Genomic DNA, 26,822 nt, shown 5'->3' on the forward strand with positions numbered 1-26,822 from the left:
CCGGCCCTCTCCCAGGGGGAGAGGGGGAGGCTAGGAGGGCTCGGGTCGTCAGAGATCCAGCACCAGCCGCTCGCCCTTGGCGCGGGAGCAGCAGGGGGTGAAGCGGTCGTTGGCGGCGTGCTCGGCCGCGGAGAGAAAGAGGTCGCGGTGCTCGGGTTCGCCGGCCAGCACCGGGGTCAGGCAGGTGCCGCAGAGGCCCTGACCACAGGACACCGGCAGGACGACCCCCATATCGGCCAGGACCTCGACCACGCTGCGCTCGGCCGGTACCTGCACGCGGCGCCCGCTGCGCGCCAGCTCCACCTCGAAGGGGCGCTGCTCGCCCTGGGCGGCGGGGTCGGCGGCGAAGAATTCGCGATGGATCTGCCCGGGTTGCCAGCCCTGGGCCTGGGCGGCGTCCACCACCGCGGCCATGAAACCGGCCGGGCCGCAGACATAGAGATGGTCGTCCGGCGCCGCCGGGCCGAGCAGGTGCTGGAAGTTGGGTCGCAGCGCCGGATCGTGCTGGTCGAAATGCACCCTGACCTGCTCGGCATAGGGCCGCGCCTTGAGCCAGGGGATGAAGGCCGCGTGTTCGCGGTCGCGCACAAGGTAGCGCAGGGTGAAACGCGCGCCCTGCCGATAGAGCTGTTCGGCCATGGCCAGGAGGGGGGTGATGCCGATGCCTCCGGCCAGCAGCTGGGTGCGGCGTGCGCTCGGCACCAGGGCGAACAGATTGCGCGGCTCGCTGACCTGCAGGCGATCGCCTACCTGGAGGCGGTGCATGGCCTGGGAGCCGCCGCGGGAGTCGGGGACGAGCAGCACGGCGATGCGATAGCGGGTCGGGGCGGGTTCGGGCGTGGCGCATAGCGAATAGTGGCGCAGCAGGCCGTCGCCCAGGGCGATCTCCAGATGGGCGCCGGCGGCGAAGCCGGGTAGGGGGCCGCCGTCGGCGCGGGCCAGGTCGAAGGCCAGGATGGTGGGCGCCTCGCGCTGCACGGCGGTGACGATCAGGTCGAGCATGGGAGGTCTCCTAGGCGATCTGCCGGACCGGGATGCCGGTGGCGGCCTGTTCGGCGGCCAGCAGGCGGTCGATGATCTGCCGCGACTGCACGCCGCCGGCGTCGATGTTGAGCTTGAGCAGGCCGCGCTCGGGATAGCGCAGGAGGTTCTGCTGCTGGCGTTCGAGCATCTCCAGGTCTTCGCCGAAGATCTTGCCCTGGCCCTCGCGGATGCTGGCGGTGAGCTCGGCATCGTCCGGCTTGAAGTTGCGCGCCATGCCCCAGAAGTACCAGATGGAGGTCTCGGTCTCGGGGGTGATGAAGTCCACCACCACGCTGGCGGCCTTGACCGCCGCCGGGGCGTCGTAGCCGCCATGGCCGGCATGGGCCACGCCTACCTCGATCATGACGTGGCTGGGCGGGGTGAAGCGGCAGATCTGCCAGCGATCCACCGGGACGTCATCGGCCAGGCCGTTGCCGCGCAGGGCCATGCGCCAGAAGGGCGGGGCGGCGATGTTTTCCATGTGCCGGCTGGTGATGACCTCGTCGCCTTCGACGCGAGTGGCCGGCGGCGCCTCGTCGATCTCCTTCTGGCCGATGCTGGAGGCGTGGACATAGGTCTCGTGGGTGAGATCCATGAGATTGTCGATCATCAGGCGGTAGTCGCACTGGATGTGATAGAGGCCGCCACCATAGGCCCAGTCTGGGCTCTCGGCCCATTCCAGGTGGGGGATCAGCGCGGGATCGGCCTTGGCCTGGTCGCCCGGCCAGACCCAGACGAAGCCGTGCCGCTCGACGGCGGCATAGGGACGCACCGCGGGAAAGACGCCGACCCGCTGCCCCGGCATGCCCAGGGTCTTGCCGCCGCAGCCCATCTCCAGGCCGTGATAGCCGCAGACCAGGGTGCCGTCGCGGACGAAGCCCAGGGACAGCGGCGCGCCGCGGTGCGGACAGAAATCTTCCAGGGCCACCACCTGGCCCTTGGCATCGCGATAGAAGACCAGGGGTTCGCCACAGATCTGGCGGCCCAGGGGTTTGTCCTGCACTTCGTCGGGGGTGCAGGCGACGTACCAGGCGTTCTTCGGGTACATGAACGGGACCTCTTGTTGTTGTCTATTGGATCCAATGATCGATTGAGGTCTTTAGGGGTGTCAATGCGGCTGCCAGGTCGTCGAGGGCGATTGCTGCTCGATAATCGCCCGCTAATTGGTCAAAGATACGGGCTCTTACAGGACGGAATAGCCTTGATCGGCCAGCGCTTTCCGGGCAGGACAGAGGTTGGCGCCTGGATTCGAATGGGCAACGGCATCTTGTAGATTGGATCCATATTTGCCAGCGTTAGCGGGCTGAGATTCCAACAACAAGAACCCAAGGATGCTCGCCATGTCAGTACGCCTCGCTGTCTTTCCGTCCAATCCCGGGCGCGTCCCGCGCGGTCGCCGTCACCTGTTCGTTGCGCGAGGTGGGCTATGACCGATCTGCGCGAGATCGTCGACCGGGGGCCCATGCGCGGCTTCCAGTACCTGGCCGTGCTGGTGTGCATCCTGCTCAACATGATCGATGGCTTCGATGTGCTGGTGATGGCCTTTACCGCGGCCTCGGTTTCCCGCGAGTGGGGACTCTCCGGTGCTCAGGTAGGGCTGCTGCTCAGCGCCGGCCTGGTCGGCATGGCGGCCGGTTCGCTGCTGCTGGCGCCGCTGGCCGATCGCTGGGGGCGCCGCCGGCTGATCCTGGTCTGCCTGCTGCTCTCGGGGATCGGCATGTTGCTCTCGGCGCTGGCGGGGTCGCCGCTGCAACTGGCACTGCTACGCGCCCTCACCGGCTTGGGCGTGGGTGGAGTGCTGGCCAGCAGCAACGTGATCGCCAGCGAATATTCGGCGCGCCGCTGGCGGGGCCTGGCGGTCAGCCTGCAGGGTATGGGCTATGCGCTGGGAGCGACCCTGGGTGGCTTGCTGGCGGTCTGGCTGCTGTCGCACTGGGGCTGGCGCGCGGTCTTCGGCGCGGGTGGCCTCATCACCCTGGGTGCCCTGCCACTGGTGCTCCTTGGCCTGCCGGAATCGCTGGATTTTCTGCTCACGCGGCGGCCGGTCGGCGCCCTGGTGCAGGTCAATCGCCTGGCCCGGCGACTCGGGCAGCCTGAGCTCGCCGCGCTGCCACCGCAGGTGGCAAGCCCCGGCGCCGCCGGCACCGTTGGCCGGCTGCTGGCTCCGGCCTTGCGGCGGACCACCCTGCTGGTGTGGACGCTGTTCTTTCTGGCCATGTTCGGCTTCTACTTCATCATGAGCTGGACGCCGAAGCTGCTGACCACCCTGGGGCTTTCCGAGCAGCAGGGGGTGGCCGGTGGCGTGCTGCTGAGCGTGGGCGGCATCTTTGGCGCCGCCCTGGTGGGTCTGCTGTTCGCTCGCCTGCCGCTGTCCCGGGCGCTGGGCGGCTTCATGCTGACCACCGCGCTGCTGCTGGTGGCCTTCGCCCATATGGACAGTTCCTACCTGGGCGCCCTGGCCATGGGGCTGCTGATCGGGCTCTTTGCCAATGGCTGCGTCGCCGGACTCTATGCGCTGCCGGCACTGGCCTATGCCGCCGAGGTGCGCGCCACCGGGGTGGGCTGGGGCATCGGGATTGGTCGCCTGGGCGCCATTCTCTCGCCGGTGGTGGCAGGACTGCTCCTCGATAACGGGTGGCCGCCGCTGCGGCTGTACCTGGTCTTTGCTGGTGTCTTCGTCGCGGCGGGGCTGCTGCTCCTGCTGACCCGCCCCGAAGGACGGCCGACTTCAGCAAGTTTGAGCGTGTCCGCGGGCAAGGCGCTGGGCTAGCCGCTTTTGGCAGGGTCATCGTTTTGCCAAAAATAGTTAATTGACTTAACTAAATCCCTGGCGTAGCTTCAGTGCCATACCCACCCAACAACAAGAGGCACACGCCATGGGCAGTTACGACGGACGCTGGCAGACGGTCAAAGTGGACATCGAGGACGGTATCGCCTGGGTGACGCTCAATCGTCCGGAAAAACGCAATGCCATGAGCCCCACCCTCAACCGCGAAATGGTCGAGGTGCTGGAGACCCTGGAGCAGGACGCCACTGCCGGCGTGCTGGTGCTGACCGGTGCCGGCGAGGCCTGGACCGCGGGCATGGACCTCAAGGAATACTTCCGCGAGACCGATGCCGGCCCGGAGATCCTCCAAGAAAAGATTCGCCGCGAAGCCTCCCAGTGGCAGTGGAAGCTGTTGCGCATGTACGCCAAGCCGACCATCGCCATGGTCAACGGTTGGTGCTTTGGTGGCGGCTTCAGTCCGCTGGTGGCCTGCGACCTGGCCATCACCGCCGACGAGGCCACCTTCGGCCTGTCCGAGATCAACTGGGGCATCCCGCCGGGCAACCTGGTGAGCAAGGCCCTGGCCGATACCGTGGGCCATCGCACCGCCCTCTACTATGTGATGACCGGCAAGACCTTCAGTGGTCCCGAGGCCGCGGCCATGGGCCTGGTCAACCAGAGCGTGCCGCGCGACCAGTTGCGCGAGGTGACCACCGCCCTGGCCCGCGAGCTGCTGGACAAGAATCCGGTGGTGCTGCGTGCCGCCAAGGTCGGCTTCAAGCGCTGCCGCGAACTGACCTGGGAGCAGAACGAGGACTACCTCTATGCCAAGCTCGACCAGTCGCGCCTGCAGGATCCGGAAGGCGGGCGGGAGCAGGGGATGAAGCAATTCCTCGACGACAAGAGCATCAAGCCCGGTCTGCAGACCTACAAGCGCTAGATCGCCACCGCCCCACATACAACAACAAGAGGTAGCGTCATGGTCGAGGTATCCCTGCTCATCGGCGGCGCCAGCCGCCCGGCCGGCGACGGTCGCAGCTATCAGCGTTGCCATCCGGTGACGGGTGCGGTGGTCTCCACGGTGGCCGCCGCCACACTGGACGATGCCGACGCCGCGGTGGCCGCGGCCCAGGCCGCCTTTCCCGCCTGGGCCGCGTTGCCGCCGGGCGAGCGCCGCCGCCGTTTGCTGGCGGCAGCCGATGGCCTGGCGGCGCGCAGTGGCGAATTCGTCGCCCTGGCCGGGGAGACCGGGGCCATGGCCAACTGGTACGGCTTCAATGTCCACCTGGCCGCCAACATGCTGCGCGAGGCGGCGGCCATGACCACCCAGATCCAGGGCGAAGTCATCCCTTCCGACGTTCCCGGCAGCTTCGCCATGGCCTTGCGCCAGCCCTGTGGCGTGGTGCTGGGTATCGCGCCCTGGAACGCGCCGGTGATCCTGGGGACCCGCGCCCTGGCCATGCCGCTGGCCTGCGGCAACACCGTGGTGCTCAAGGCCTCCGAACAGAGTCCGGGCGTGCACCGGCTGATCGGCCAGGTGCTGCAGGACGCCGGGCTGGGCGACGGCGTGGTCAATGTGGTCACCAACGCCCCGGAGGATGCCCCGGCCATCGTCGAACGGCTGATCGCCAACCCGGCGGTGCGGCGGGTCAACTTCACCGGCTCCACCCGGGTCGGTCGCATCGTTGGCGAGCTGTCGGCGCGCCATCTGAAGCCCGCCGTGCTGGAACTGGGCGGCAAGGCGCCGCTGCTGGTGCTGGAAGACGCCGACCTGGATGCCGCGGTCGCCGCGGCAGCCTTTGGCGCCTACTTCAACCAGGGGCAGATCTGTATGTCCACCGAGCGCCTGCTGGTCGACAGCCGCATCGCCGACGCCTTTGTCGAGCGCCTGGCGGCCAAGGTGCGCACTCTCAAGGCGGGTGATCCCAGTGCAGCCGACTCGGTGCTGGGCTCGTTGATCGACGCCAGCGCCGGCACCCGCATCAAGGCCATGATCGACGACGCCGTGGGCAAGGGCGCCCGGCTGGTCTGTGGTGGCCAGCTCGACAGCAGCATCCTCCAGCCGACCCTGCTGGATGGCGTCACCGCCGAGATGCAGCTCTATGCCGAGGAATCCTTCGGACCGGTCGCGGTGGTGATCCGTGCCGAGGGCGACGAAGCCCTGCTGCGCCTGGCCAACGACTCCGAATTCGGTCTCTCGTCCGCCATCTTCAGCCGCGACACCGCCCGCGCCCTGGCGCTGGCCCAGCGGGTGGAGAGCGGCATCTGCCATATCAATGGCCCCACGGTGCACGACGAGGCGCAGATGCCCTTCGGCGGCGTCAAGTCCAGCGGCTACGGCAGCTTCGGTTCGCGCGCCTCCATCGACCACTTCACCCAGTTGCGCTGGGTGACGCTGCAGACGGGGCCACGTCACTACCCGATCTAGCGTCCGCAGTCCCTAGCTCCTGTTGCAACAACGATAAGAGGCGCCTCCGGGCGCCAGCCCAGAGGAGAATTCAAGGTGAGTCACGTCACGCAAACCCGCGCGCCCGCCGATCAGCCGCTGCGCTATCGCCCGGTGACCCTGGGCCACCCCGGGGTCACGGTGGAAGAGCGCGGGGGGCTGCTCTACATGGCCTCCCAGGAAGCCCTGACCCCACCACCGCCGCGGCTGCTGGATCGCCTGCTGCACTGGGCCGCGGTGGCACCGGACCGCACCTTCTTCGCCGCGCGGGACGCCGGCGGCGCCTGGCGCGAATTTTCCTATGGCGAGATGCTGCAGCGAGTGCGCCAACTGGCCGCCGCGCTGCTGGAGTTCGGCCTCTGCGCCGAGCGTCCGCTGGCGATTCTCTCCGGCAACGACCCCGAGCACCTGCAACTGGCCATGGCGGCGCTCTATGCCGGCATTCCCTTCTGCCCGGTGTCACCCGGCTATGCGCTGCTGTCACAGGACCACGCCAAGCTGCGCCATGTCTGCGGTCTGCTGCAGCCGGGGCTGGTGTTCGTCAGCGACGGCCCGGCCTTCCAGAAGGCGCTGGATACCGTACTGCCCGCCGACGTACCGGTGATCGCGACCCGCGGCCAGGTGCAGGGTCGCAGCACCCTGGCCTTCACGGCGCTGCTCGCCCGCGGCGAACTGGCCGCCGCCGAGCGCGCCTTCGCCGCCACCGGGCCGGACAGCATCGCCAAGTTTCTCTTCACCTCAGGTTCCACCAAGCTGCCCAAGGCGGTGACCACCACCCAGCGCATGCTCTGCGCCAACCAGCAGATGCTGTTGCAGACCTTTCCGGTGTTCGGCGAAGAGCCGCCGGTGCTGGTGGACTGGCTGCCCTGGAACCACACCTTCGGCGGCAGCCACAACCTGGGGATCGTGCTCTACAACGGTGGCACCTTCTACCTGGACGAGGGCAAGCCGACGCCCCAGGGCTTTGGCGAGACCTTGCGCAACCTGCAGGAGGTGTCGCCCACCGCCTACCTCACGGTGCCGCGCGGCTGGGAAGAACTGGCCAATGCCCTGGAGCGCGACGCCAGGTTGCGCGAGCGCTTCTTCGCCCGCATGCGACTGTTCTTCTTTGCCGCGGCGGGGCTGTCGCAAAGCGTCTGGGATCGCCTGGATCGCATCGCCGAGGCCCACTGCGGCGAACGCATCCGCATGATGGCTGGCCTGGGCATGACCGAGGCCTCGCCCAGTTGCACCTTCACCACCGGCCCGCTGTCGGTGGCCGGCTATGTCGGGGTGCCGGCGCCGGGGTGCGAGCTCAAACTGGTGCCGGTGGACGGCAAGCTGGAAGGGCGCTTCCGCGGTCCGCACATCATGCCCGGCTACTGGCGCGATGCCGCCCAGACCACCGCCTGCTTCGACGAGGAAGGCTTCTACTGCTCGGGCGATGCGCTCAAGCTGGTCGATCCGGCCAATCCGCAACTGGGCCTGATGTTCGACGGCCGCATCGCCGAGGACTTCAAGCTGTCGTCCGGGGTGTTCGTCAGCGTCGGTCCCCTGCGCAATCGCGCGGTGCTGGAGGGGACGCCGCTGGTGCAGGACGTGGTGGTGGCGGCGCCGGATCGCGAGTGCCTGGGGCTGCTGGTCTTTCCGCGCCTGGCGGACTGCCGACAACTGGCCGGGCTGGACGATGGGGTCGATGCCGCCACGGTGCTGGCCAGCGCCCCGGTGCAGGACTGGTTCGCCGCCTGGCTGGGGCGCCTCAATCGCGAGGCCTCGGGCAACGCCAGCCGCCTGGAATGGATCGCCCTGCAGGAAGAGCCACCATCCGCCGACCGCGGCGAGATCACCGACAAGGGCTCGCTCAACCAGCGCAGCGTCCTGACTCATCGCGCCGAGCGGCTGGACGCCTGCTACCGGGGAACGGCGCCGCTGTTGATCAGGGCGTAATTCGGCGGCTGGGGTCGCCCTCATCCCAGCCCTCTCCCAGAGGGAGAGGGGGCGTTCAGTGCCACTGCGCGACGTTCGTAGGGTGCGGTTGAGCGTAGCGAAGCCCCACAAGGGGGTGAGTGGCTGACGACATCCCTCACCCTAGCCCTCTCCCAGAGGGAGAGGGGCGTTACGCGAGGGCGGCGGAGACTGGCGCCAGGGGCCGCCGGCCCTTAAGCCCGATCACTCGTCCTTGCGTGGCTTGCGCTTCGCCTGATCCGTGCCGTACAGGGGCTTGCCGCCCAGGCTGCGGGTGAGTTCATCCGCGGCTTCGCGCAGGACCTCGTACAGGGTCTGGGCGCGTTCCAGGCTGAGGCGATTGGCCGGTCCCGAAATCACCAGAGCACCCAGCAGCTCTTCCTGGGCGTCATAGATGGGCAGGGCGACGGAAGAGGCGTGCGGATCGGTGGCGCCGCAGGAGTAGAAGGGGATGATCCCCGCCTTGGCCACCGCGTAGGGCGTCTGCAGGGCCTGGGCACCGGCCGCCTGGTCCATGGGACGCATGTCGCCGGGTTGGAGGTGCAGACGCAGGCGATGCGGGGAATTCACCCGGTACTGACAGAGTCGGTAGGCGCCGTGTCGTACATAGAAGGAGGCGGTTTCGCCACTCTCTTCGGTGAGCTGATGCAGCCGCGGCATGATGTGGCGGCCGACATCGTGGGAGTCCTGGTAGACGGCATTGAGGCGCACGACCTCGCTGGCCAGGATGTAGTTGCCATCGGCGAGCCGGGTCACCAGGCCGTATTTTTCCAGCGACACCACCAGGCGCATGATGGTGCTCTTGATCAGACCGGTGCGATTGGCCAGTTCGGCGAGACTCAGGGCGGCATCGCCGATGCGAAAGGCGGTGAGAACGGTCAAGACGCGATCAGCAGAGGCAACGCCGGAAACGCCTGGGCGAGGACGGTTGGTGTTCAAGCGAGTGTTCCTAAAGGGCAGCTATCGCCCCATTATCCGCGAGCGCCAGGTGTGCGCCTAGTGAGTCACTCACACCGGTCAGCTGTCCAGGCGCTGCTATCCACCTTTATTGATAGCTAGACATTTCAATGGCAATGGCCCACCCGCCCCGAGGTGAGCGTCCACCAATGCCCCGATCATGCCGTCAGGGCATTGCTTTGCTTGCGCCGCCGCTCAGATCGCCGCGCTGCGTTCCTTGATCTCCTGGCGCAGGAGCCGGTCGTTCTCGAAGTAGTCCACCGGGCAGTCCAGGCTCTCTCCCCCCGGGAATGCCGAAGAGGTATTCCACCCTCGTTTCCAGGCAACGAATGACCAGGCCGGCGGCCCTCATCATGGGTCCTGTATTCCTTTTTGAAGTGGGAAGGGCGTTCCGGGCTAGCGAGTGAAGCTGTGGGAAGTCATGAGCGATCCTTTGAAAAAGAAATGTCATTTCAAATCATACTTTTTGGAGGCTTCAGGAGCCTGGCTCACGCTGAACGTTAAGCCGTAAAAGGCTTGATAGGACTTTTTTGGTTACGAATTTTCGTCGGCGTAGCCAATGCCCTGTCTCGTTTACGAAATGGCATTCCATTATCTTGCTTCTACGGGCGCCGGCCGAGAGATCTTCCTTGCGGCCGGAAACGCTATCCCGTGATCAGCCAACGCCGGCAGCGTCGCCCTGGACGCCGCTGCCGCGCGTGACGCCTGGCCACGTCCATTCCAACAAAAACAATAGAGAGCTATCCATGACCAAGACCGCGAGTGCTGTGCTTGCCTCTTTCCTGGCGCTGTCCCTCAGCTCCTTCAGTGCGCAGGCCGCCTGGCCGGAAGACCGGCCGATCGAATTCCTGGTCGCCTATGCCCCCGGTGGCAGCACCGATGTCATGGCGCGCGCGATGCAGCCCTATCTGGAGAAGCGCCTGGGCGCGAAGATCGTCATCGTCAACCGCCCCGGCGCGGCGGGCGAGATCGCCTACACCATGCTGAGCAAGGCGAAACCCGATGGCTACACCTTCGCCTTCATCAATACCCCCGGCTTCCTGAGTACCCGCGTGCAGCGCAAGGTCGGCTACGACCCGGCGAAGATTCGCCCGGTGGCGCGCATCGTCGACGATCCCACGGTGCTGGCGGTGCCCAAGGATTCCTCCTACCAGACCCTGGCCGACTTCACCGCGGCCGCCAAGGCAGCGCCCGGCAAGTTCTCGGTCGGCACCTCCGGCGTCGGGACGGATGACCACCTGATGATGGTGGAGCTGCAGCAGCTGACCGACCTCAAGCTCACCCACGTGCCTTTCAGTGGCGCTTCCGAATCCCGCACCGCCCTGATGGGCGGCCATATCAGCGCGGCCGGGCAGAACATCAGCGAGATGAACGCGGACGACGACTTCCGCGTGCTGGCCCAATTCTCTGCCGAGCGCATGCCGCAGCAGCCCAATCTACCCACTGCCAGGGAGCAGGGCGTCGACCTGGTCATGACCTCCGAACGGGGCATCGCCGCCCCGTCCGGGGTGCCCGAGGCCATCGAGCAGCGGATGGCGCAGGCCGTGAAAGAGGTCATCGAGGATCCGGCCTTCGTCAAGCAGGCCGGGGACCTCTCGCTGCCGCTGGCCTATCTGTCCGGTGAGGACTGGGCAGCCCAGATGCCGGCGCAGCTCGCGGGTTACCAGAAGCTGTGGAGCGTCTCGCCATGGGTGCAGTGACACGCGCGGCGCGCGGTAGCCGCCCCGACTTGCTCGCCAGTGCCATCTTCATCGGCCTGGGGGCGCTGGTGCTCTGGTCGTCGAAGGATCTGCCGTTCGGCAGCGCGGCCATGATGGGGCCGGGCTATCTACCGGTATTGGTCGGCTCGCTGGTGATCATCCTCGGCGTCGTCATCGGTCTGCTGGGTCTGTGGCAGCACGCGGAATCCATCGGCGCCGTACAGCTCAGGCCTTTGTTGATCCTGTTGGCTTCCGTCGGCGGCTTCGCCCTGGCGGCCGAGTATGCCGGCTTCATCGTCGCGGCGGCCGGGCTGGTGATCTTCGGCAGCATGGCCGACCGCGAGTGGCGGCTGCGCGAGGTGCTGATCTCCAGTGTTGTGCTGACCCTGTTCGGCGTGCTGGTCTTCATCTATGGACTGGATGTCCAAATGCGTGTGGGGCCTTTCTGATGGAGATCTTCGACGCGCTCTACCTGGGCTTCTCCGAAGCCATGAGCCCGACCAACCTGGCGTTCTGCCTGATCGGCGCCCTGCTCGGAACCCTGATCGGCGTGCTGCCAGGCATCGGGCCCACGGCCACCGTGGCGATCCTGCTGCCGATCACCTACTTCCTGCCACCGCTGGCCGCCCTGATCATGCTCGCCGGCATCTTCTACGGTGCGCAATACGGCGGCTCGACCACGGCGATCCTGGTCAATCTGCCGGGCGAGGCCTCGGCGGTGGTCACGGCGCTGGACGGCCATGCCATGGCCAAGCGCGGACGGGCGGGAGCAGCGCTTGCCACCGCCGCCCTGGCGTCCTTCTTCGCCGGGACCGTCGCCACCGTGGCCCTGGCGGTGGCCGGACCGGTGCTGTCGCGCTTCGCCCTGTCCTTCGGGCCGGCGGAATACGTGGCGCTCACCGTCTTCGGTCTGCTGGCGGCGACCATCCTGGCCAGCGGATCGGTGATCAAGGCGGTCGGCATGGTCTGCCTGGGACTGCTGCTCGGCATGGTGGGCATGGATGTCAGCAGCGGCACCACGCGCCTGACCTTCGGTTCCACCGACCTCTACGACGGCATCGACTTCGTGGTGATCGCGGTGGGCCTGTTCGGCATTGCCGAGATCGCCGTCAACCTTGAATCCCGCGAAGCCCGCGGCACCCTGGCCGGCAAGATCACCCGGCTGTGGCCCACCCGCGAGGACTTCCGCAGGGCCTGGCCGGCTACCCTGAGGGGCACGGCGTTGGGGACCTTCCTCGGCGTCCTGCCGGGCGGCGGTGCGACCCTGAGCGCCTTCAGTGCCTATTCGCTGGAAAAGAAGGTTTCCAAGACGCCGGAGCAATTCGGCACCGGGATAGTGGAGGGCGTCGCCGCGCCGGAGTCGGCCAACAACGCCGGCGCCCAGTCGTCCTTCATCCCGCTGCTGACCCTGGGCATCCCGTCCAACTCGATCATGGCCATGATGCTCGGCGCCATGATGATCCACGGCATCACTCCCGGGCCTTCGGTGATCACCAACCAGCCCGCGCTGTTCTGGGGCCTGATCGCCAGCATGTGGATCGGCAACCTGATGCTGCTGGTCATCAACCTGCCGCTCATCGGCGTCTGGGTGCGGCTGCTGCAGGTGCCGTATCGGCTGCTGTTCCCGGCCATCCTGCTGTTCTGCTGCGTCGGGGTCTACAGCGTCAACAACCGCGGCTTCGATGTCGCCCTGGTGATCATCTTCGGGCTGCTGGGCTATCTGTTCCGCAAGGCCAAGTGCGAGCCGGGTCCGCTGCTGCTGGGTTTCGTCCTCGGCCCCTTGCTGGAGACCAACCTGAGACGCGCCCTGCTGATTTCCCAGGGGGATCCGTCCGTGCTCGTCCAGCGGCCGATCAGCGCCACCCTGTTCGCCGCCTCGGCCATCCTGCTGGTGATGATGGTGTTGCCGGCGTTTCGCCGGAAGCGGGAGGAGGCCTTCCAGGAGGAGGAGGCCTGAGCGGGGAGGGGGCGACGGGCTGAGCTCGCCGCCCCCTCGGCGTGCTAGCGGCAGGCGACGTCGAAGGCCTGGGCGATGGTGTCGAGCAAGGCGCTTTCGGAGTCCTGCTTGCGACGCGCCATGGCGAGTTGGCGAGTGGGCGCGGCGGTGCCGAGGGAGACCTCCCTTATCTCATAGGGCCCCAGGTGTTCCGGGCGCAGTCGCGGCAGCACCGAGACGCCCAGACCCAGGCCGACCATGGCGACGATGGCGTCGGCGCTGGGGACATCGAGCAGGGCCTCGCACTGGGGCACCAGGCCATCGACGAAGCGCGCCGCCAGGCGACCGACCACCAGCTTGCGATCCAGCCTGATCCAGGGGTAGCGCCGTAGATACGCCTCGGGCTCCAGGTGCGCGAGCTGCGCTGGCACCACCAGTACCAGCGGCTCGCGGAGCAGGTCATGCCAATGCAGCCGCGCCGAGCCGCCGCCTGGTGGTCTGATCAGGATGGCGGCATCCAGGCGATCCGCTTTCAGGGCGGCGATCAATTCGGGCGTATTGTGCCGCTCCAGTTGCAGGGTGATGCCGGGAGCGCGTTGCTGCAGTTCGGCGACCGCCTTGGGGAGCAGGGTGGTCAGGACCGAACCCGTCACCCCGAGACGGACGCGACCGGTCAGCGGCTGGGCGCGCTGATTGCGCAACTTCTCGAGATCGGCCAACGGCCGGGCCATGGTGTCGATCAATTGTCGGGCGAACCCCGTGGCTTGCACCGCCCGACCCGAGCGATCAAACAGTGACTGGCCGAAGTAGGCCTCAAGCTGCTTGATCTGCAGGCTGACAGCGCTGGGGGTCAGGTTCACCGCCTCCGCGGCGGCGGCGAAGGAGCCGCGCTCCACTGCCGCCTGCAAGGTCAGGAAGGCTTCGATCTTCATGAGTTTTTCTCGTCTTTGGATCGACGAAGAATAACTTTTCTTGGCGGGTCGGGCGCCTAAGATGGCCAAAACGACCAGGCCAGCGGCATGAACCAGACGAGCAGACTGCAAGACTATCCCTTGGCGTCCCACACCCTGCCCAAGGGCAGCGGCGGCTACCGGATACCCCGACGCCTGCAGGCGATTCTGTCCCTCGATGACTTCGAGGCGGCCGCTCGCCGCTTCCTGCCCAAGCCGCTGTTCGCCTACGTCAGCGGTGGCGCGGAAGAGGAAAAGTCGCTGCACGGGAACCGCTCGGGATTCGATCGCTATGCCTGGGTCCCGCGCGTCTTCACCGATACCTCGGCGCGCAGCCTCGAAACGACGCTCCTGGGGCAGCGCTACAGCGCGCCCTTCGGCATCGCGCCCATGGGCATCAGCGCCCTCACCGCCTTCGAGGGTGACCTCATCCAGACCCGGGCGGCCAGGGAGGCCAATATTCCGGCGATCATGAGCGGCTCCTCCCTGCTGCCGATGGAGGCGGTGGTGCAGGAAAATCCGGATGCCTGGTTCCAGGCCTATGTGCCGGGCGAGGATGCCAGGATCCTCGCTCTCCTCGAGCGGGTGCAGCGCGCCGGTTTCAAGATGCTGGTGGTCACCGCCGACGTACCGGTGTCGGCCAATCGGGAGAATCTGATTCGCGCACGCTTTTCCACGCCGTTGAAGCCGGATCTGCACCTGGCCTGGGAGGGCATCACCCACCCGCGCTGGCTGCTGGGTACCGCCTTGCGCACCCTGCTCCGGCGGGGCATGCCGCACTTCGAGAATTCCGGCGTCGGCCGTGGCGCGCCCATCGTGTCGGCCAATGTGATGCGCGATTTCGGCGCCCGCGATCATTTGAGCTGGCGGCATCTGGCGCTGATCCGCCGCCACTGGCCGGGCACCCTGGTGGTCAAGGGCATCCTCGATCCGGCGGATGCCGTGCGCGCCCGGGAATCCGGTGCGGATGGCGTCATCGTCTCCAACCATGGCGGGCGCCAGCTGGATGGCAGCCTGGCTCCCCTCGCCATCCTGCCGCAGGTGGTCCAGGCGGTCGGTTCGGATTATCCGGTGATGATCGACAGCGGCTTCCGCCGTGGCGGTGACATCCTCATGGCGCTCGCGCTGGGGGCGAAGTTCGTCTTCATCGGCCGGCCGATGAACTATGCCGGTGCCGTGGGCGGCCAGCCGGGCATCAAGCATGCGATCGGCATCCTGGCCACCGAACTGTCGCGCAACATGGCGCTGCTGGGGATCCAGAGTCCCGGCGAGGTCCGTCGCGACAGCCTCAGGATCGTGCGGTAACCACGGCCGATCTGCTATTTGATGATAGGCGGTAGGTATCCTCGGCCGTGCCGCTGAACAGCGCTACCCGGTCATCCTTGTCCCAGCCCTGGGTCAGGCGCTTGAAGGCGTTCCAGAGCACCCCATAGGAAAACATGCCCTTGTCCACTGGGAAGTTGCTTTCGAACAGGCAGCGCTCGGCGCCAAAGGCTCCCACGCAGGTCAGCACATAGGGCCGCCACAGGTCCGCCAGCTCCGCTGAGCTGGGCGGCGTGGCTCTCTCGTCGAAGGCGAAGCCACCGACCTTCATGCCCAGGCCACCCAGTTTCAGGCGCAGGTTGCTGCACCTGGCCAGTTCCCGGATGGCCAGGGACCAGGTCTGGAACACCTCCTGGCGTTGGTGCGCATAGGGTCCGGCGCCGAGCGGGCCGCCGAAATGATCGAGGACGATCAACTGGTCGGGGAATCTGCGGGCGAGGGCCAGGACCTCGTCGAGCTGGGTGTGGTACGCCCAGATGTCGAGCGAGAGGTCATGCCGGGCAAGACAGGCCACGCCTTCGTGGAAGCGCTCGTCCGTGAGCACCTTGGCCGGCGGTGGTCGCGGATTGGATACCAGGCGCGGATCGCCATGCCAGGCAGTGGCGTTGCGGATGCCGCGCAGGCGTCCGCCGCTGCGCGCCTGCATTTCTTCCAGAACCGGGACGATCCCCTCGCCCTGGCGGAGGTCGGCGCCGGCGACGATGGCGGCGCAGAGCCGGCTCTCGCCATAGAGACCGCTGGCGCTCTGGGCCGCTATTCCGGCCGCGAATTCCACTTCCCCCACAGCGTCGAAGGGCGCGGCCCGGTCCGCGCTGTACATCGACCGGCACTGCACATAGACCGAGGCCAGGATGCGATGGCCGCTACCGGTGTCCGCCAGGTACTCGGGCAGCAGGTAGCGCTGGCCGGGTCGGTCCCAGAGGTGGTGATGGGCGTCGATGATGGGCAGCTCGGGCTCCAGGATCGGTTCCTGGACCTGGGCCAGCCAGGCCTCGCGTACCGGGGCGTGGGGGGAAGCCGGAGCCTCAGCCATGGTGACGGCTCCAGGAGCTTCCTTTGGACGCTGAGCGAAGGCTCAATTCTGCATGCCCCAGCGACGGACCGTGAGCACCTCGATGCTGCGGAACACCAGGCCTTCCACCACCAGGCCGATGATGATGACCATCAGCAGGCCGGCGAAGACGTTGGAGGTCTCCAGGGCGTTGCGGTGCTGGAAGACGTACCAGCCCAGGCCGCCCGAGTTGCCGGAGACGCCGAACACCAGCTCGGCGGCGATCAGGGTACGCCAGGCGAAGGCCCAGCCGATCTTCAGGCCGGCGAGGATCGAGGGAACCGCCGCCGGGATCAGCACCTTGGCCACCAGGCGGATGCCGCGCAGCCCATAGTTGCGCCCGGCCATGCGTTGGGTCTGGCTGACCGAGAGGAAGCCCGAGTAGGTGTTGAGCGCCACCGCCCAGAGCACCGAGTGGACGATGACCAGCATCAGACTCTGCACGCCGAGGCCGAACCAGAGCATGGCCAGCGGCAGGATGGCGATGGCCGGCAACGGGTTGAACATGGCGGTGAGGGTGGCGAGGATATCGGTGCCCACCCGGGTGGATACGGCCAGGGTGGTGAGCAGCATCGCCAGGGCGATGGCCAGGCCATAGCTCACCATCAACACCTTGAGCGAGCTGAGCACGGCGAGGGGCAGGGCGCCATTGACCAGATCGGTCCACAGCGCGACGACGGTGTCGCTGAAGGTCGGGAACATCAGCGGGTTGTCCAGGTAGCGGGCATAGACCTCCCAGATCAGCGCCAGGGCGATCAGCACCAGGGTGCGGCGCACGCCGGCCAGGGCAAACAGGCGCTCCGCCAGACCCAGCCGCCGGGCGATGTCGCCGACCTGGCCGGGGGCGACGGGGGTGTATTCGAGGTCCGGGCGCGGTTGCAGGATGACGGCGGGCTTAGTCATGGGCGGTCTCGCTGGCGTTGGGGCCGAACAGCATCTGGCTGATGCGATTGTGGAAGGCGGTGAAGCCGGCGGCGCCCTGCTGACGGAAGCCGTACTGGCTGGCATCGAGCTCGGCACGGACCTGGCCGGGATGGGGGCTGAGCACCAGGATGCGCGAGCCGAGCAGGATGGCCTCCTCGATGGAGTGGGTGACGAACATCAGGGTGAAGGGCGACTGCTCCCAGAGCCCGAGCAGTTCCTCCTGCATGCGCCGCCGGGTGAGGGCGTCGAGGGCGGCGAAGGGTTCGTCCATCAGCAGGATGGCCGGCTCCATGGCCAGGGCGCGAGCGATGGCCACGCGTTGCTTCATGCCACCGGAGAGCTGGTGCGGATAGGCATCGACGAATTTCTCCAGGCCCACCTTGACCGCGGCAGCCCGGGCGCGGTCGCGCAATTCGCCGGCGGGGAAGCGGCGGGTTTCCTGGAGCGGGAAGAGGATATTGCCGAGTACGGTCTTCCAGGGCATCAGCTGGTCGAATTCCTGGAACACCATCATGCGATCCGGACCGGGTTCGCGGACGTCCTGGCCCTGGAGGCGGATGTGGCCCGCCGCCGGTTCGAGAAAGCCGGCGACGCTCTTGAGCAGGCTGGATTTGCCGCAGCCCGAGGGGCCGAGCAGGATGAAGCGGTCGTATTCGCGGACCGCGAAGGACACCTGGTGCGTCGCGGTGATCAGCTGTTCGCGGGTCTTGTATTGCAGGGTCACGTTGTCGACCTGCAGCAGGCAGGCAGGGCTATCCGGTACGGCGGTGGGTGCGGAGGTCGGTGCGGCGTTCATGTCAGTTGCCCTCGCCGGTGGCCACGGGATCGAAGAAGACCTGCTGCCAGCGTTGCGGTGCCTCCTTGAGAGCACCGCTGCCGACCATGAAGGTGGCCAGAGTCATGACGCCGATAGGCTGCACCGACCATTCGCCACTGACGCCACGCAGCATCTCTTCCACCTGATCGAGACTCAGGCTGGAGGGCTCCGACTGCAGGAAGAGTTCGGCAGCCTTGCGCGGCTCGGCCTTGATGAAGTCCTGGGCCTGGCCGATGGCGGCGACCACGGCGGCGCTGAGTTTCGGGTTGCGCTTGACGAACTTGCCGGTGGTGGTCAGCACCCCGCTGGTCATGCGCAGGTCGAGTTCCCTGGAAAAGTCGAACAGCTTGGTGACCTTGGCGTCCTTGGCCAGCAGATAGCTGTAGGGGTTGGGGCCGATGTAGCCGGTGATACCGGCCTTGTTGAGCAGGCTGGCGGTGGCGTCGGGATGGGGCAGGGCCACCATCAGGTTGTCCAGCCGGTGTGCCTGGCCCGGGCCGAAGGTGCGCTCGGCGGCCATCTGCAGCAGCAGGGCCTGCTGGCCGGTGGGAGAGCTCACGGCGATCTTCTGGTCGGCCTTGAAGTCCTTGAGTGATTTGATCGAAGGGTCGTTGACGAACAGGGCGTTGTCGCCGGCGACAAGGGCGCAGAGCGCGCGGATATCGAGTGACTTCTGTGTCTTCTGCCAGGCCACCAGGGTACCGGGCAGGCCGTAGCCGCCGATGTCGATGTTGCCGCTGATCAGGGCGTCGTTGATGGCCGGCGAACCGCTGATGCGCTTGATCTCGAACTGGGTGTCGGGCTGTCCGGCGGCCTTGGCCTGCTCGCGAAAGAAGCCCAGCTTGTCCGCCAGGGTCACGGGCAGATAGGCGTAGCCGTACTGGATGGCCAGGGTGACCTGGCTCTGTTCGGTCTGGGCCTGAGCGGGGAGGACGGTAGCCAAGGTGAGGCTGGCGGCCAGACCCAGGACGCGGGCGAGCTGACGCAGGGCGGGACGGGACGAGCGGCCGGACGGGTGCAGCATGGCGTTCTCCTTGTTATTTTTGAAATGCCATTTCTTTTAAGGAGTATTTAGAAAAGCCTTGCCTGTCAAGCAGCCTTGAGGATGCAGCCTTCGTTAGCTGAAAACTTTTGCTTGCAATTGGCCTTGAGTGTTTTATTTTTGCAACGGCATTTCGTTAAAAATAAAATTGCATAGCCCTTTTTGCCGAGGGGCTTCAGCCTCTCTCAGGTGCCTGGTCATGAGCTTTTTCGCTGCGCCGCCGACTATCCAAACCGCTGTCTTCACCCGCCTGCCCGATCGCTATCGCCAGCCGAAGCGCACGGCCTGGGCGGATGCCAATCGCCAGGGCAGGGCGATCGATTCCTTCCTCGAAGGCCCTTCTTTCGATCGACAGGGCAATCTCTATGTCACCGACATCCCCAATGGACGCATCTTCCGCATCGATCCCCAAGGGGAGTGGGAACTGGTCTGCGAGTACGACGGCTGGCCCAATGGCCTGAAGATCCATCGTGACGGGCGCATCTTCATCGCCGACTACAAGCGCGGCATCCTGCTGCTCGATCCGCTGCGCGGCGAGGTGGAGACGCTACTGGGCAGCGCCGGCTCGGAAGGCTTCAAGGGGGTCAACGACCTGGTGTTCTCGCCGGCCGGGGATCTCTACTTCACCGACCAGGGCCAGACCGGCCTGCAGGATGCCAGCGGCCGGATCTATCGCCTGAGCGCCGACGGCCAGCTCAGCTGTCTGTTGAACACGGTGCCCAGCCCCAATGGCATCGTCTTCGATCCGCGGCTCAACCACCTGCTGATCGCGGTGACCCGTGCGCAGCAGATCTGGCGTATTCCCCTGGGCAACGGCTCGCTGATCGGCAAGGTCGGGGTCTTCGCCCAGCTCCACGGTGGCCTCGGTGGTCCGGACGGCCTGGCGCTGGATGAGGAGAGCAACCTCTATATCGCCCATACCGGTTTCGGCTCGGTCTGGCAGCTGTCGCAGGTGGCCGAGCCCCTGGCGCGGTTGAAATCCTGCGCGGGCATCAGCAACACCAACCTGGCCTTCGGCGGCCCCGAGGGGAGCAGTCTGTTCATCACCGAATCCGAGACCGGCAGCATCCTGCGGGTGGAGACCAGCGTACGGGGACTACCCCTGTTCTCTCATCTGTAAACAGCGCTCCGGCGCCCTTGTCAGCTCCACAATAATTACAACAGAGGTTATCCATGAGTCAGACCCCGCTGGGCGGCCAGCCGCCCTTGACCGATGCCGAAGGCGAACAGGTATTGCATCGCGCCCTGTGGCGCATCCTGCCGTTCATCTTCGCCTGCTATGTGATCAGCTACCTGGATCGCACCAACGTCGGCTTCGCGGCCATCAGCATGAACAAGGACCTGGGCCTGACGGCAACCATGTTCGGCTGGGCAGCGGGTCTGTTCTTCTTCGGTTATTTCATCTTCGAGATTCCCAGCAACCTGCTCATGCAGCGCTTTGGCGCGCGGATCTGGATCGCCCGGATCATGATCAGCTGGGGCCTCATCTCCATGGCCACGGCCTTCGCCACCGGCCCGGTCAGCTTCAGCATCCTGCGCTTCCTGCTCGGGGTGGCCGAGGCCGGCTTCACCCCGGGGGTCTACCTCTACTTCACCTACTGGTTCCCGGGGAAGTGGCGCGCCAAGGCGACCGCCGCCTTCCTGTTGGGCATCCCCACCGCCAACATCATCGGCTCGCCGCTGTCGGGCTTCCTGCTGGACATCCATGACTTCATGGGGTTGAAGAACTGGCAATTCCTGCTGGTGGTGGAAGCCTTGCCGGCGGTGCTGCTGGGTATCCTCTGTCTTTTCGTGCTGGTGGATTCGCCGGCCAAGGCGCGCTGGCTGTCGACTCGCGAGCGCACCTGGCTGACCGAACGACTGGCCCGCGAGCAGCGCGAGATAGGCGCGGCCCATGGCTCCACCCTGCGCGCTGCCCTCACCAATCCCAAGGTCTTTGTGCTGGCCGCCATCAACTTTTGCGGCATCGTCGGCTCCGTGGGGATCGGGATCTGGATGCCGCAGATCATCAAGAGCCTGGGCATGCAGAACACCACCGTGGGACTGGTGGCGACCATCCCCTATATCCTCGGCGCCGTCGCCATGACCCTCTGGGCGCGGCAGGCCAACCTGAGTGCGCACCGACTGCCCTATGTGGCCGGCGCGCTGGGGCTGGCCGCCTGCGGTCTGGTGGGCGCTGCGCTCTCGGCCGATCCGCTGTTGCGCATGAGTTGTCTGAGCGTGACGGTGGCCAGCATCCTGTCCTTCCAGGCGACCTTCTGGGCCATTCCCTCCAGCTTCCTGACCGGTAGGGCGGCAGCGGGCGGATTGGCGCTGATCGTCTCCATCGGCAACCTCGGCGGCTTCGTCGGGCCCTTCGCCATCGGCCTGGTCAAGGATGCGACCCAGAGTTACTCCGGACCCTTCTATGTGGTGGCCTCGGTACTGGCGCTGGGTGTCGTCATGATGCTCTGGCTGGGCGACCCGAGTCGCCGGGCGCCGGTGAAGCCAGTTGGTGGGACCGGGTTGGAGCCTGCGGGTCGCACCTGATTCAGAGGCGAGCCAGGAAGGGGGCGGCGATGAGCCGCCTTCTGCTTTTGTGGCTGGCTGCTCTTGGGCGAGAGGCCAGCGCTCCGGATAGGACCGGGCAGGAGATGCTGGCGGGATGCCGGCAGCTGGCGTCCTCGAACGTTGACGCCTCTCGATGGCGCGTCTCTTCGCAGCAAGGGGGCTGGCCGCCTTGCCCTATGCTCCTGACACGTCGCGAGGCTGGTTGGCTTGAGTCGTCGAGGTGCGACCCTCCTGTCCCGGTTACTGCGCGACCTGTCGTGCCCGTCCAGAAGGGACACGTTGAGTTCGACGAGCGCCAATGGACCCGATGCACAATAAAAAAGGCAGCACCAGGCTGCCTTTCTTCATTCGGGATACGGACTAGGGGAGGGCGCAACCCTTCTTCTTGAGCGATTCCAGCACCCAGCTACGGTCATTGGTGCCTTCGGCGATCTGCCGCATCTGCATTTCTTCCGCCGCGTGCTTGGCGGTGGCGCGGTCATAGACCTCGGCGACCTGGTCGTAGGGCACGCAGAGCAGGCCGTCGTCGTCGCCGATGATCAGATCGCCCGGCTCGATGACCATGCCGTCGATGGCGATGGGGACGTTGATCTCGCCCGGGCCATCCTTGTAGGGGCCGCGGTGGGAGATGCCGGCGGCGAACAGGGGGAAGTCACCCGCGCCGATGTTGGCGGCATCGCGGATGGCGCCATTGATGACGATGCCGGCCACGCCGCGCTTGACCGCATAGGCCACCATCATCTCGCCGATCAGGGCATTGGTCAGGTCGCCACCGGCATCCACCACGATGACGTCGCCCGGCTCGGCGATGTCCAGGGCGTAGTGCAGCATGAGGTTGTCACCCGGGCGCGCCTTCACGGTCAGTGCCGGGCCGGCCAGCACGCCCTGGCGGTGCATGGGACGCAGGCGCGAGCCGCCGGCGGTCATGCGGTTCATCGAGTCGCTGACATTGGCGACCGGAACCTCACGATAACGCGCGACCCATTCGGCTGCGACCTTGCGTTGGGCATTGAGAACTCTGAATCCGATGGTCATGGGCATTTCTCTTGTGGGCTTTGTTGGATGCCGCTGGAGCGGGTGTCGAATTTCAGAATGGCATTTCTTTTTTAAACATTCAACGGTCGGATGGGTGGCAGGAAATTCCAGGTTACGTTCAGTATTGCAACGCTATTCCATTATGCTAAGGTCAAGGCCTGCTCATCTGGCTGTCCGCTCGACGGACGACGTCATAACAACAAGGGATAACCCACATGACCCGCACCCTGCTCCTCACCGGTCCCGAACTCGCGCCCGACGCCATGGCCCTGGCTGCCGCCCACGGCATCCGCGTGGTACCCACCCAGCCCTACATGCCCCATGACGAGCTGGTCGCGCTGATCCGCCAGGAACAGCCCGACGCCATCATCGTCCGCCAGGGCAAGCTGACCCGCGAGATGATCGAGGCCTCGGCCAAGCTCGAGATCATCGCCAAGCACGGCGTCGGCTACGACACCATCGATCTGCAGGCGGCGGCCGACCGAAACATTCCGGTCACCATCGCCCTGGGCGCCAATGCCCAGTCGGTGGCCGAGCACGCCTTCGCCCTGATGTTCAGCGTGGCCCGGCAGACCCCCTGGCTGAACGCGCGGATGCATGCCGGGCACTGGGACAAGGCCCAGGCCAATGGCACCGAGTTGTTTGGCAAGACCCTCGGCCTGGTGGGCCTGGGTTCCATCGGCAGCGTGCTGATGGACCTGGTGGCACCGCTGCGGATGCAGGTGCGGGTCTACGATCCCTACCTTCAGAGCCTGCCGGTGCGTGACCACGTGCGCCGGGAGGAGAGCTTCGATAACCTGTTGGCCGAGTGCGACATCATCAGCCTGCATTGCCCGCTCACCGAGGCCAATCGCCACCTGTTCGGCGCCGCCCAGTTCGCCCGGATGCGTCCCGGCAGCCTGCTGATCAATACCGCCCGCGGCGAGTTGATCGACACCCAGGCGCTGGTCGCGGCGTTGCGCGACGGCCAGATCGGCGGTGCCGGCCTGGATACCTTCCACCCCGAGCCGCCGCCGGCCGACAGCGCCCTCTGGGGCCTGACCAACCTGGTCGCCACGCCGCACGTGGGCGCCAACACCACCGAGGCCCGCGACCGGGTCGGGCTGGTGGCGGTGCAGCAGGTACTCGATCGCTGGAACGGCAAGGCGGTGGAAACCCGTGCCGTGGTCAATCGTCACCTGATCGCGGCCTGATCCTCGCGTCAGGGCGGGCGGTCTCCTTCCCGGAGCCGCTCGCTACGTCTATCTCCACAACAATAAGACGGAGAGCCTGCATGACCTCTTCCACGTCCGAAATCAGTGAACTGGAACGCGCGACGATGCGCCGCGTCGCCTGGCGCCTCCTGCCGTTCCTGATCGTCTGCTACCTCATCGCCATCATCGACCGTGGCAACATCGGCATGGCCTCGCTGCAGATGAACCAGGATCTCGGCCTGACGCCGGCGATCTTCGGTTTCGCCAGCAGCCTGTTCTTCTTTTCCTATTTCCTGGTGGAGGTGCCGAGCAACCTGGCGCTGCAGCGCTTCGGTGCGCGCATCTGGATCGCCCGGATCATGATCACCTGGGGCCTGATCTCGGCCGGTACCGCCTTCGTCCAGGGCGCCAACTCGCTCTATGTGATGCGCTTTCTGCTGGGCGCCGCGGAAGCCGGCTTCTTCCCTGGCGTGCTGCTGTACCTCACCTACTGGCTGCCCTCCAACTATAGAGCGCGCATGGTCGCCATCTTCATGGTGGCGATCCCGGGCGCCAATTTCCTGGGTTCACCGCTCTCCGGCCTGCTGCTGAGCCTGGACGGCTGGATGGGCATGCGTGGCTGGCACTGGCTGTTCATCCTGGAAGGCATTCCGGCGGTGCTGCTGGGTATCGCCTGCCTGTTCGTGCTGACCGACCGTCCGGAGCAGGCCAAATGGCTGAGCGACGAGCAGCGCAACTGGCTGACGCTCAAGCTGGCCGAGGAGCGCAATCGCAAGACCAGCATCGGCCATATCTCGCTGTGGCAGCTGCTCAAGCACAAGGATATCTGGGTAATGGCGCTGATCTATTCCGGCGCCTCGGCGGCCGGTAGCACCATGAGCGTCTGGGCACCGCAATTGCTCAAGTCCTTTGGCCTGTCCAACCTGGAGGTTGGCCTCACCAATGCCATTCCCTATGGCCTGGCCTCGGTGGCGATGGTCCTCTGGGGGCGCAGTTCGGATCGCACCGGCGAGCGTCGCTGGCACACCTCGCTCACCATGCTGTTGATCGCCGTGGGCCTGCTGGCGGGCATGTTCACCTCGTCCCTGGCCGCCACGGTGATCCTGCTGAGTCTGGTGCTGATCGGGGCCTATTCGATGAAGGGGCCGTTCTGGGCACTGGCCTCGGGCTGGCTGTCGTCCTCCACCGCCGCCGCCGGCCTGGCCGCCATCGGTGCCCTGGCCAACCTCATCGGCGGCGGGGTGATGGTCAACGTCTATGGCGCCATCCATGGCGCCACCCACAGCCACGCCCTGGCGGTACTGCCGCTGGCCACCCTGTGCGCCATCAGTGGCCTCTTGGTACTGATCATGGGTCGTAAAGCCGCGGCGCGCGCCAAGGCAGACGCCCAGGCCGTAGCGACCAACGCCGGTTAAAGCTGATCGCTGCCGGCCCGTCCGGGCCGGCAGCCTTTCAAGGAATCCATCATGACCTTCAATCGTCGGCGCTTCCTGAAAGCGAGCGCCCAGGCGAGTGCCGCCCTGTGCCTTTTCGATGCCCTCGGCGTCCAGGCCGCCACTCCGTTCTCCAGTATTCAAACGGCACCGAGACTCAAGGCGCCGGCCGGCAGTGTCGACTGTCACATGCACCTCTATGACGACCGCTACCCGGCGGCGCCGGGCGCCAAGCTGCTCCCGCCCAATGCCTCCCTGGACGACTATCACCAGCTGCAGGCGCTGCTGGGATTGCGCCGGATGGTCATCGTCACGCCGTCCACCTACGGCACCGACAATCGCTGCATGCTCGACGGCCTGGCGCGCAGCCGGGGCCAGGCCCGCGGTGTAGCTGTCCTCGACCAAAGCATCACCGATGCCGAACTGCAGGCGCTGCACAAGGCCGGGGTGCGCGGGATCCGTTTCAACCTCAGCTACGGCGGCGCCGACCTGGCCGACCTCGAGCCCCTGGCCGCGCGTGTCGATGAGCTGGGCTGGAATGTCCAGGTGGTCGCTCCAGGCAATCAGCTGGTGGAACTGGAAAGCCGGCTGCAACGCTTGCCCGCGCGGCTGGTGATCGACCACATGGGCCATGTGCCTCAACCGGAGGGCGTGAATTCCCAAGCCTTCGCCATCGTTACCCGGCTGCTGGACGGCGGCCGTACCTGGGTGAAGCTGTCGGGTCCCTACATCAGGTCGCGTAGTGGTCCGCCTGACTACGCCGACGTGGGCGCGGTGGCCCGGGAGCTGGTGCGTCGCCATCCGGAGCGGCTGCTGTGGGGCAGCGACTGGCCGCATCCAACGGTCGCGACCGGCAACAAGCCGGACGACGGGCGCATCTTCGACCTCCTGGCCGACTGGGCGCCGGATGAGCAGTTACGCAATGCCATCCTGCGCGATAACCCGGTCAGTCTGTACGGCTTCTGACGCTCATCGTGATGTTGCCGGAGCTGATGTAACTGAACATCTGCTCGGATAGCCCCCTCTCCCCTCGGGAGAGGGTTGGGGTGAGGGCGCCCCCTTGCCACCAAGTCTCCAGTGGAAAAGGCTGCGCCGTTTTCCACGCTACGTGATGTATCCCCGTAGCGACAATACAGTTGCTCCTATAGGGGTAGTGCTCTTGTAGGAGCGGCCACGATAGGGGGCGCATACCTGAGTGATGGCGGGAGGCAGAGGACACCCGGATAGGTGTGGCGTACTACCCCAACTCCCCATTGAGCTTGCGTAGCAGCCGCAACAGCTCGGCCCGCTCGGCGTCGTCCAGCGGGGCGCTGGCGGCGCGGTCGCTGGCGGCGGCGCGTTCCTTGAGTTCGCCGACCAGGGCGCGGCCCTGCTCGGTGAGGTGCAGGGCATAGGCGCGGCGATCCTGGGTGCCGCGCACCCGCTCGGCCAGGCCCTGGCGTTCCAGCTTGTTCAGCAGCAGGACCAGTTGCGGCGGCTCGATGGCCAGGCGCCGGGCCAGGTCGGCCTGCATCAGGCCGGGCTCCTGTTCGAGGATCACCAGGGCGGTGAACTGGGCGGGGCGCAGGTCATAGGCGGCCAGGCTGTCCACCAGATGCTGGAACATCTTCATCTGGGCGCGGCGCAGGGCATAACCTACGGCGGTGTCCAGCCAGGGGGTGGCGGCAGGGTCCAGGGGCGTGGCGTCGTCGGGGGAACTCATCGGCGGGAAGGGCTTCCGTCGGAGATGGC

General features: G+C 66.5%; 23 protein-coding genes. 13 read left to right on the plus strand and 10 right to left on the minus strand.

Features of this window, described 5'->3' with window-relative positions:
* Nucleotides 1-48: 48 nt before the first annotated feature.
* Both DBY63_RS10410 and DBY63_RS10415 read right to left on the minus strand, forming a co-directional pair.
* The gene (locus DBY63_RS10410; protein ID WP_044341419.1) at nucleotides 49-1,002 is read right to left on the minus strand and encodes a PDR/VanB family oxidoreductase; all 954 of its coding nucleotides are present in this window, start codon (nucleotides 1,000-1,002) and stop codon (nucleotides 49-51) included.
* Nucleotides 1,003-1,012: 10 nt separating this feature from the next.
* On the minus strand, nucleotides 1,013-2,071 hold the full coding sequence (locus DBY63_RS10415; protein WP_108581878.1) for an aromatic ring-hydroxylating dioxygenase subunit alpha: 1,059 nt from the start codon (nucleotides 2,069-2,071) through the stop codon (nucleotides 1,013-1,015).
* Nucleotides 2,072-2,449: 378 nt separating this feature from the next.
* On the opposite strand from DBY63_RS10415, the gene DBY63_RS10420 reads away from it, so the two are divergent.
* The 4 genes from DBY63_RS10420 (at nucleotide 2,450) to DBY63_RS10435 (ending at nucleotide 8,162) form a co-directional block, all read left to right on the plus strand.
* Complete coding sequence (locus DBY63_RS10420; RefSeq protein WP_108581879.1) at nucleotides 2,450-3,793, plus strand: MFS transporter; 1,344 nt, start codon at nucleotides 2,450-2,452, stop codon at nucleotides 3,791-3,793.
* 106 nt (nucleotides 3,794-3,899) lie between these two features.
* A complete protein-coding gene (locus DBY63_RS10425; RefSeq protein WP_108581880.1) occupies nucleotides 3,900-4,730 on the plus strand; it encodes a p-hydroxycinnamoyl CoA hydratase/lyase in 831 nt (276 codons plus the stop codon).
* 39 nt (nucleotides 4,731-4,769) lie between these two features.
* Nucleotides 4,770-6,218 carry an aldehyde dehydrogenase gene (locus DBY63_RS10430; protein ID WP_108581881.1) on the plus strand — a complete coding sequence of 483 codons (1,449 nt, stop codon included), beginning with the start codon at nucleotides 4,770-4,772 and terminating at the stop codon, nucleotides 6,216-6,218.
* Nucleotides 6,219-6,293: 75 nt separating this feature from the next.
* Entirely contained in the window at nucleotides 6,294-8,162 is a 1,869-nt protein-coding gene (locus tag DBY63_RS10435) for a feruloyl-CoA synthase (RefSeq protein ID WP_108581882.1), read from the plus strand.
* Nucleotides 8,163-8,384: 222 nt separating this feature from the next.
* On the opposite strand, the gene DBY63_RS10440 is transcribed toward DBY63_RS10435, so the two are convergent.
* Nucleotides 8,385-9,119 carry a helix-turn-helix domain-containing protein gene (locus DBY63_RS10440; protein WP_037007228.1) on the minus strand — a complete coding sequence of 245 codons (735 nt, stop codon included), beginning with the start codon at nucleotides 9,117-9,119 and terminating at the stop codon, nucleotides 8,385-8,387.
* 764 nt (nucleotides 9,120-9,883) lie between these two features.
* Here DBY63_RS10440 and DBY63_RS10445 point away from each other — a divergent pair.
* From DBY63_RS10445 to DBY63_RS10455, 3 genes are read left to right on the plus strand one after another with little or no spacing between them, the layout of a single operon-like run.
* Complete coding sequence (locus tag DBY63_RS10445; protein WP_108581883.1) at nucleotides 9,884-10,837, plus strand: tripartite tricarboxylate transporter substrate binding protein; 954 nt, start codon at nucleotides 9,884-9,886, stop codon at nucleotides 10,835-10,837.
* On the plus strand, nucleotides 10,825-11,286 hold the full coding sequence (locus tag DBY63_RS10450) for a tripartite tricarboxylate transporter TctB family protein (RefSeq protein ID WP_027596833.1): 462 nt from the start codon (nucleotides 10,825-10,827) through the stop codon (nucleotides 11,284-11,286). Before DBY63_RS10445 ends, DBY63_RS10450 begins: the two co-directional genes overlap by 13 nt.
* Nucleotides 11,286-12,794, plus strand: a complete 1,509-nt coding sequence (locus tag DBY63_RS10455; RefSeq protein ID WP_108581884.1) for a tripartite tricarboxylate transporter permease — start codon at nucleotides 11,286-11,288, stop codon at nucleotides 12,792-12,794. The genes DBY63_RS10450 and DBY63_RS10455 overlap by 1 nt, the downstream gene beginning before the upstream one ends.
* Nucleotides 12,795-12,838: 44 nt before the next feature.
* On the opposite strand, the gene DBY63_RS10460 is transcribed toward DBY63_RS10455, so the two are convergent.
* Nucleotides 12,839-13,705, minus strand: coding sequence for a LysR family transcriptional regulator (locus DBY63_RS10460; protein ID WP_108581885.1), 867 nt, complete (start codon nucleotides 13,703-13,705; stop codon nucleotides 12,839-12,841).
* An 87-nt stretch (nucleotides 13,706-13,792) separates the two neighbouring features.
* On the opposite strand from DBY63_RS10460, the gene DBY63_RS10465 reads away from it, so the two are divergent.
* Nucleotides 13,793-15,028, plus strand: a complete 1,236-nt coding sequence (locus DBY63_RS10465; protein ID WP_108581886.1) for an alpha-hydroxy acid oxidase — start codon at nucleotides 13,793-13,795, stop codon at nucleotides 15,026-15,028.
* On the opposite strand, the gene DBY63_RS10470 is transcribed toward DBY63_RS10465, so the two are convergent.
* From DBY63_RS10470 to DBY63_RS10485, 4 genes are read right to left on the minus strand one after another with little or no spacing between them, the layout of a single operon-like run.
* A complete protein-coding gene (locus tag DBY63_RS10470) occupies nucleotides 15,012-16,079 on the minus strand; it encodes an amidohydrolase family protein (protein WP_108581887.1) in 1,068 nt (355 codons plus the stop codon). The two genes, DBY63_RS10465 and DBY63_RS10470, sit on opposite strands and share 17 nt — an antisense overlap.
* Before the next feature lie 42 nt (nucleotides 16,080-16,121).
* Nucleotides 16,122-17,000 carry an ABC transporter permease gene (locus tag DBY63_RS10475; RefSeq protein ID WP_108581888.1) on the minus strand — a complete coding sequence of 293 codons (879 nt, stop codon included), beginning with the start codon at nucleotides 16,998-17,000 and terminating at the stop codon, nucleotides 16,122-16,124.
* A complete protein-coding gene (locus DBY63_RS10480) occupies nucleotides 16,993-17,817 on the minus strand; it encodes an ABC transporter ATP-binding protein (protein ID WP_108581889.1) in 825 nt (274 codons plus the stop codon). Before DBY63_RS10480 ends, DBY63_RS10475 begins: the two co-directional genes overlap by 8 nt.
* 1 nt (nucleotide 17,818) lies before the next feature.
* A complete protein-coding gene (locus tag DBY63_RS10485) occupies nucleotides 17,819-18,862 on the minus strand; it encodes an ABC transporter substrate-binding protein (RefSeq protein ID WP_042135625.1) in 1,044 nt (347 codons plus the stop codon).
* Nucleotides 18,863-19,079: 217 nt separating this feature from the next.
* Between DBY63_RS10485 and DBY63_RS10490 the strand changes: the two genes are divergently transcribed.
* Complete coding sequence (locus DBY63_RS10490) at nucleotides 19,080-20,000, plus strand: SMP-30/gluconolactonase/LRE family protein (RefSeq protein ID WP_074584701.1); 921 nt, start codon at nucleotides 19,080-19,082, stop codon at nucleotides 19,998-20,000.
* A 53-nt stretch (nucleotides 20,001-20,053) separates the two neighbouring features.
* Nucleotides 20,054-21,409: an MFS transporter gene (locus tag DBY63_RS10495; protein WP_044341410.1), complete on the plus strand. Its 1,356-nt coding sequence runs from the start codon at nucleotides 20,054-20,056 to the stop codon at nucleotides 21,407-21,409.
* A gap of 381 nt (nucleotides 21,410-21,790) precedes the next feature.
* On the opposite strand, the gene DBY63_RS10500 is transcribed toward DBY63_RS10495, so the two are convergent.
* The gene (locus DBY63_RS10500; RefSeq protein ID WP_108581890.1) at nucleotides 21,791-22,465 is read right to left on the minus strand and encodes an RraA family protein; all 675 of its coding nucleotides are present in this window, start codon (nucleotides 22,463-22,465) and stop codon (nucleotides 21,791-21,793) included.
* Between the two features lie 215 nt (nucleotides 22,466-22,680).
* On the opposite strand from DBY63_RS10500, the gene DBY63_RS10505 reads away from it, so the two are divergent.
* From DBY63_RS10505 to DBY63_RS10515, 3 genes are all read left to right on the plus strand, one after another.
* On the plus strand, nucleotides 22,681-23,658 hold the full coding sequence (locus tag DBY63_RS10505; RefSeq protein ID WP_027596823.1) for a hydroxyacid dehydrogenase: 978 nt from the start codon (nucleotides 22,681-22,683) through the stop codon (nucleotides 23,656-23,658).
* A gap of 80 nt (nucleotides 23,659-23,738) precedes the next feature.
* Nucleotides 23,739-25,073 (plus strand): MFS transporter, encoded by a 1,335-nt coding sequence (locus DBY63_RS10510; RefSeq protein WP_027602771.1) that lies wholly within the window; start codon nucleotides 23,739-23,741, stop codon nucleotides 25,071-25,073.
* A gap of 51 nt (nucleotides 25,074-25,124) precedes the next feature.
* Nucleotides 25,125-26,057, plus strand: a complete 933-nt coding sequence (locus DBY63_RS10515) for an amidohydrolase family protein (protein WP_108581891.1) — start codon at nucleotides 25,125-25,127, stop codon at nucleotides 26,055-26,057.
* Between the two features lie 271 nt (nucleotides 26,058-26,328).
* Here DBY63_RS10515 and DBY63_RS10520 read toward each other — a convergent pair whose 3' ends face one another.
* Nucleotides 26,329-26,793: a MarR family transcriptional regulator gene (locus DBY63_RS10520; RefSeq protein ID WP_027602773.1), complete on the minus strand. Its 465-nt coding sequence runs from the start codon at nucleotides 26,791-26,793 to the stop codon at nucleotides 26,329-26,331.
* Nucleotides 26,794-26,822: the final 29 nt, after the last annotated feature.

Origin of the sequence: Pseudomonas sp. RIT411 (assembly GCF_003057735.2) — a bacterium.
GTDB lineage: Bacteria > Pseudomonadota > Gammaproteobacteria > Pseudomonadales > Pseudomonadaceae > Chryseomonas > Chryseomonas oryzihabitans.

Excerpts from the sequence above, each read along its gene's own strand:
- DBY63_RS10485 (WP_042135625.1), bottom strand. The coding sequence starts at position 18,862 with ATGCTGCACCCGTCCGGCCGCTCGTCCCGTCCCGCCCTGCGTCAGCTC.
- DBY63_RS10510 (WP_027602771.1), top strand. The coding sequence starts at position 23,739 with ATGACCTCTTCCACGTCCGAAATCAGTGAACTGGAACGCGCGACGATG.
- DBY63_RS10495 (WP_044341410.1), top strand. The coding sequence starts at position 20,054 with ATGAGTCAGACCCCGCTGGGCGGCCAGCCGCCCTTGACCGATGCCGAA.
- DBY63_RS10465 (WP_108581886.1), top strand. The coding sequence starts at position 13,793 with ATGAACCAGACGAGCAGACTGCAAGACTATCCCTTGGCGTCCCACACC.
- DBY63_RS10430 (WP_108581881.1), top strand. The coding sequence starts at position 4,770 with ATGGTCGAGGTATCCCTGCTCATCGGCGGCGCCAGCCGCCCGGCCGGC.
- DBY63_RS10515 (WP_108581891.1), top strand. The coding sequence starts at position 25,125 with ATGACCTTCAATCGTCGGCGCTTCCTGAAAGCGAGCGCCCAGGCGAGT.
- DBY63_RS10475 (WP_108581888.1), bottom strand. The coding sequence starts at position 17,000 with ATGACTAAGCCCGCCGTCATCCTGCAACCGCGCCCGGACCTCGAATAC.
- DBY63_RS10415 (WP_108581878.1), bottom strand. The coding sequence starts at position 2,071 with ATGTACCCGAAGAACGCCTGGTACGTCGCCTGCACCCCCGACGAAGTG.
- DBY63_RS10490 (WP_074584701.1), top strand. The coding sequence starts at position 19,080 with ATGAGCTTTTTCGCTGCGCCGCCGACTATCCAAACCGCTGTCTTCACC.
- DBY63_RS10480 (WP_108581889.1), bottom strand. The coding sequence starts at position 17,817 with ATGAACGCCGCACCGACCTCCGCACCCACCGCCGTACCGGATAGCCCT.
- DBY63_RS10460 (WP_108581885.1), bottom strand. The coding sequence starts at position 13,705 with ATGAAGATCGAAGCCTTCCTGACCTTGCAGGCGGCAGTGGAGCGCGGC.
- DBY63_RS10445 (WP_108581883.1), top strand. The coding sequence starts at position 9,884 with ATGACCAAGACCGCGAGTGCTGTGCTTGCCTCTTTCCTGGCGCTGTCC.
- DBY63_RS10500 (WP_108581890.1), bottom strand. The coding sequence starts at position 22,465 with ATGACCATCGGATTCAGAGTTCTCAATGCCCAACGCAAGGTCGCAGCC.
- DBY63_RS10520 (WP_027602773.1), bottom strand. The coding sequence starts at position 26,793 with ATGAGTTCCCCCGACGACGCCACGCCCCTGGACCCTGCCGCCACCCCC.
- DBY63_RS10410 (WP_044341419.1), bottom strand. The coding sequence starts at position 1,002 with ATGCTCGACCTGATCGTCACCGCCGTGCAGCGCGAGGCGCCCACCATC.
- DBY63_RS10505 (WP_027596823.1), top strand. The coding sequence starts at position 22,681 with ATGACCCGCACCCTGCTCCTCACCGGTCCCGAACTCGCGCCCGACGCC.
- DBY63_RS10420 (WP_108581879.1), top strand. The coding sequence starts at position 2,450 with ATGACCGATCTGCGCGAGATCGTCGACCGGGGGCCCATGCGCGGCTTC.
- DBY63_RS10470 (WP_108581887.1), bottom strand. The coding sequence starts at position 16,079 with ATGGCTGAGGCTCCGGCTTCCCCCCACGCCCCGGTACGCGAGGCCTGG.
- DBY63_RS10450 (WP_027596833.1), top strand. The coding sequence starts at position 10,825 with ATGGGTGCAGTGACACGCGCGGCGCGCGGTAGCCGCCCCGACTTGCTC.
- DBY63_RS10425 (WP_108581880.1), top strand. The coding sequence starts at position 3,900 with ATGGGCAGTTACGACGGACGCTGGCAGACGGTCAAAGTGGACATCGAG.
- DBY63_RS10455 (WP_108581884.1), top strand. The coding sequence starts at position 11,286 with ATGGAGATCTTCGACGCGCTCTACCTGGGCTTCTCCGAAGCCATGAGC.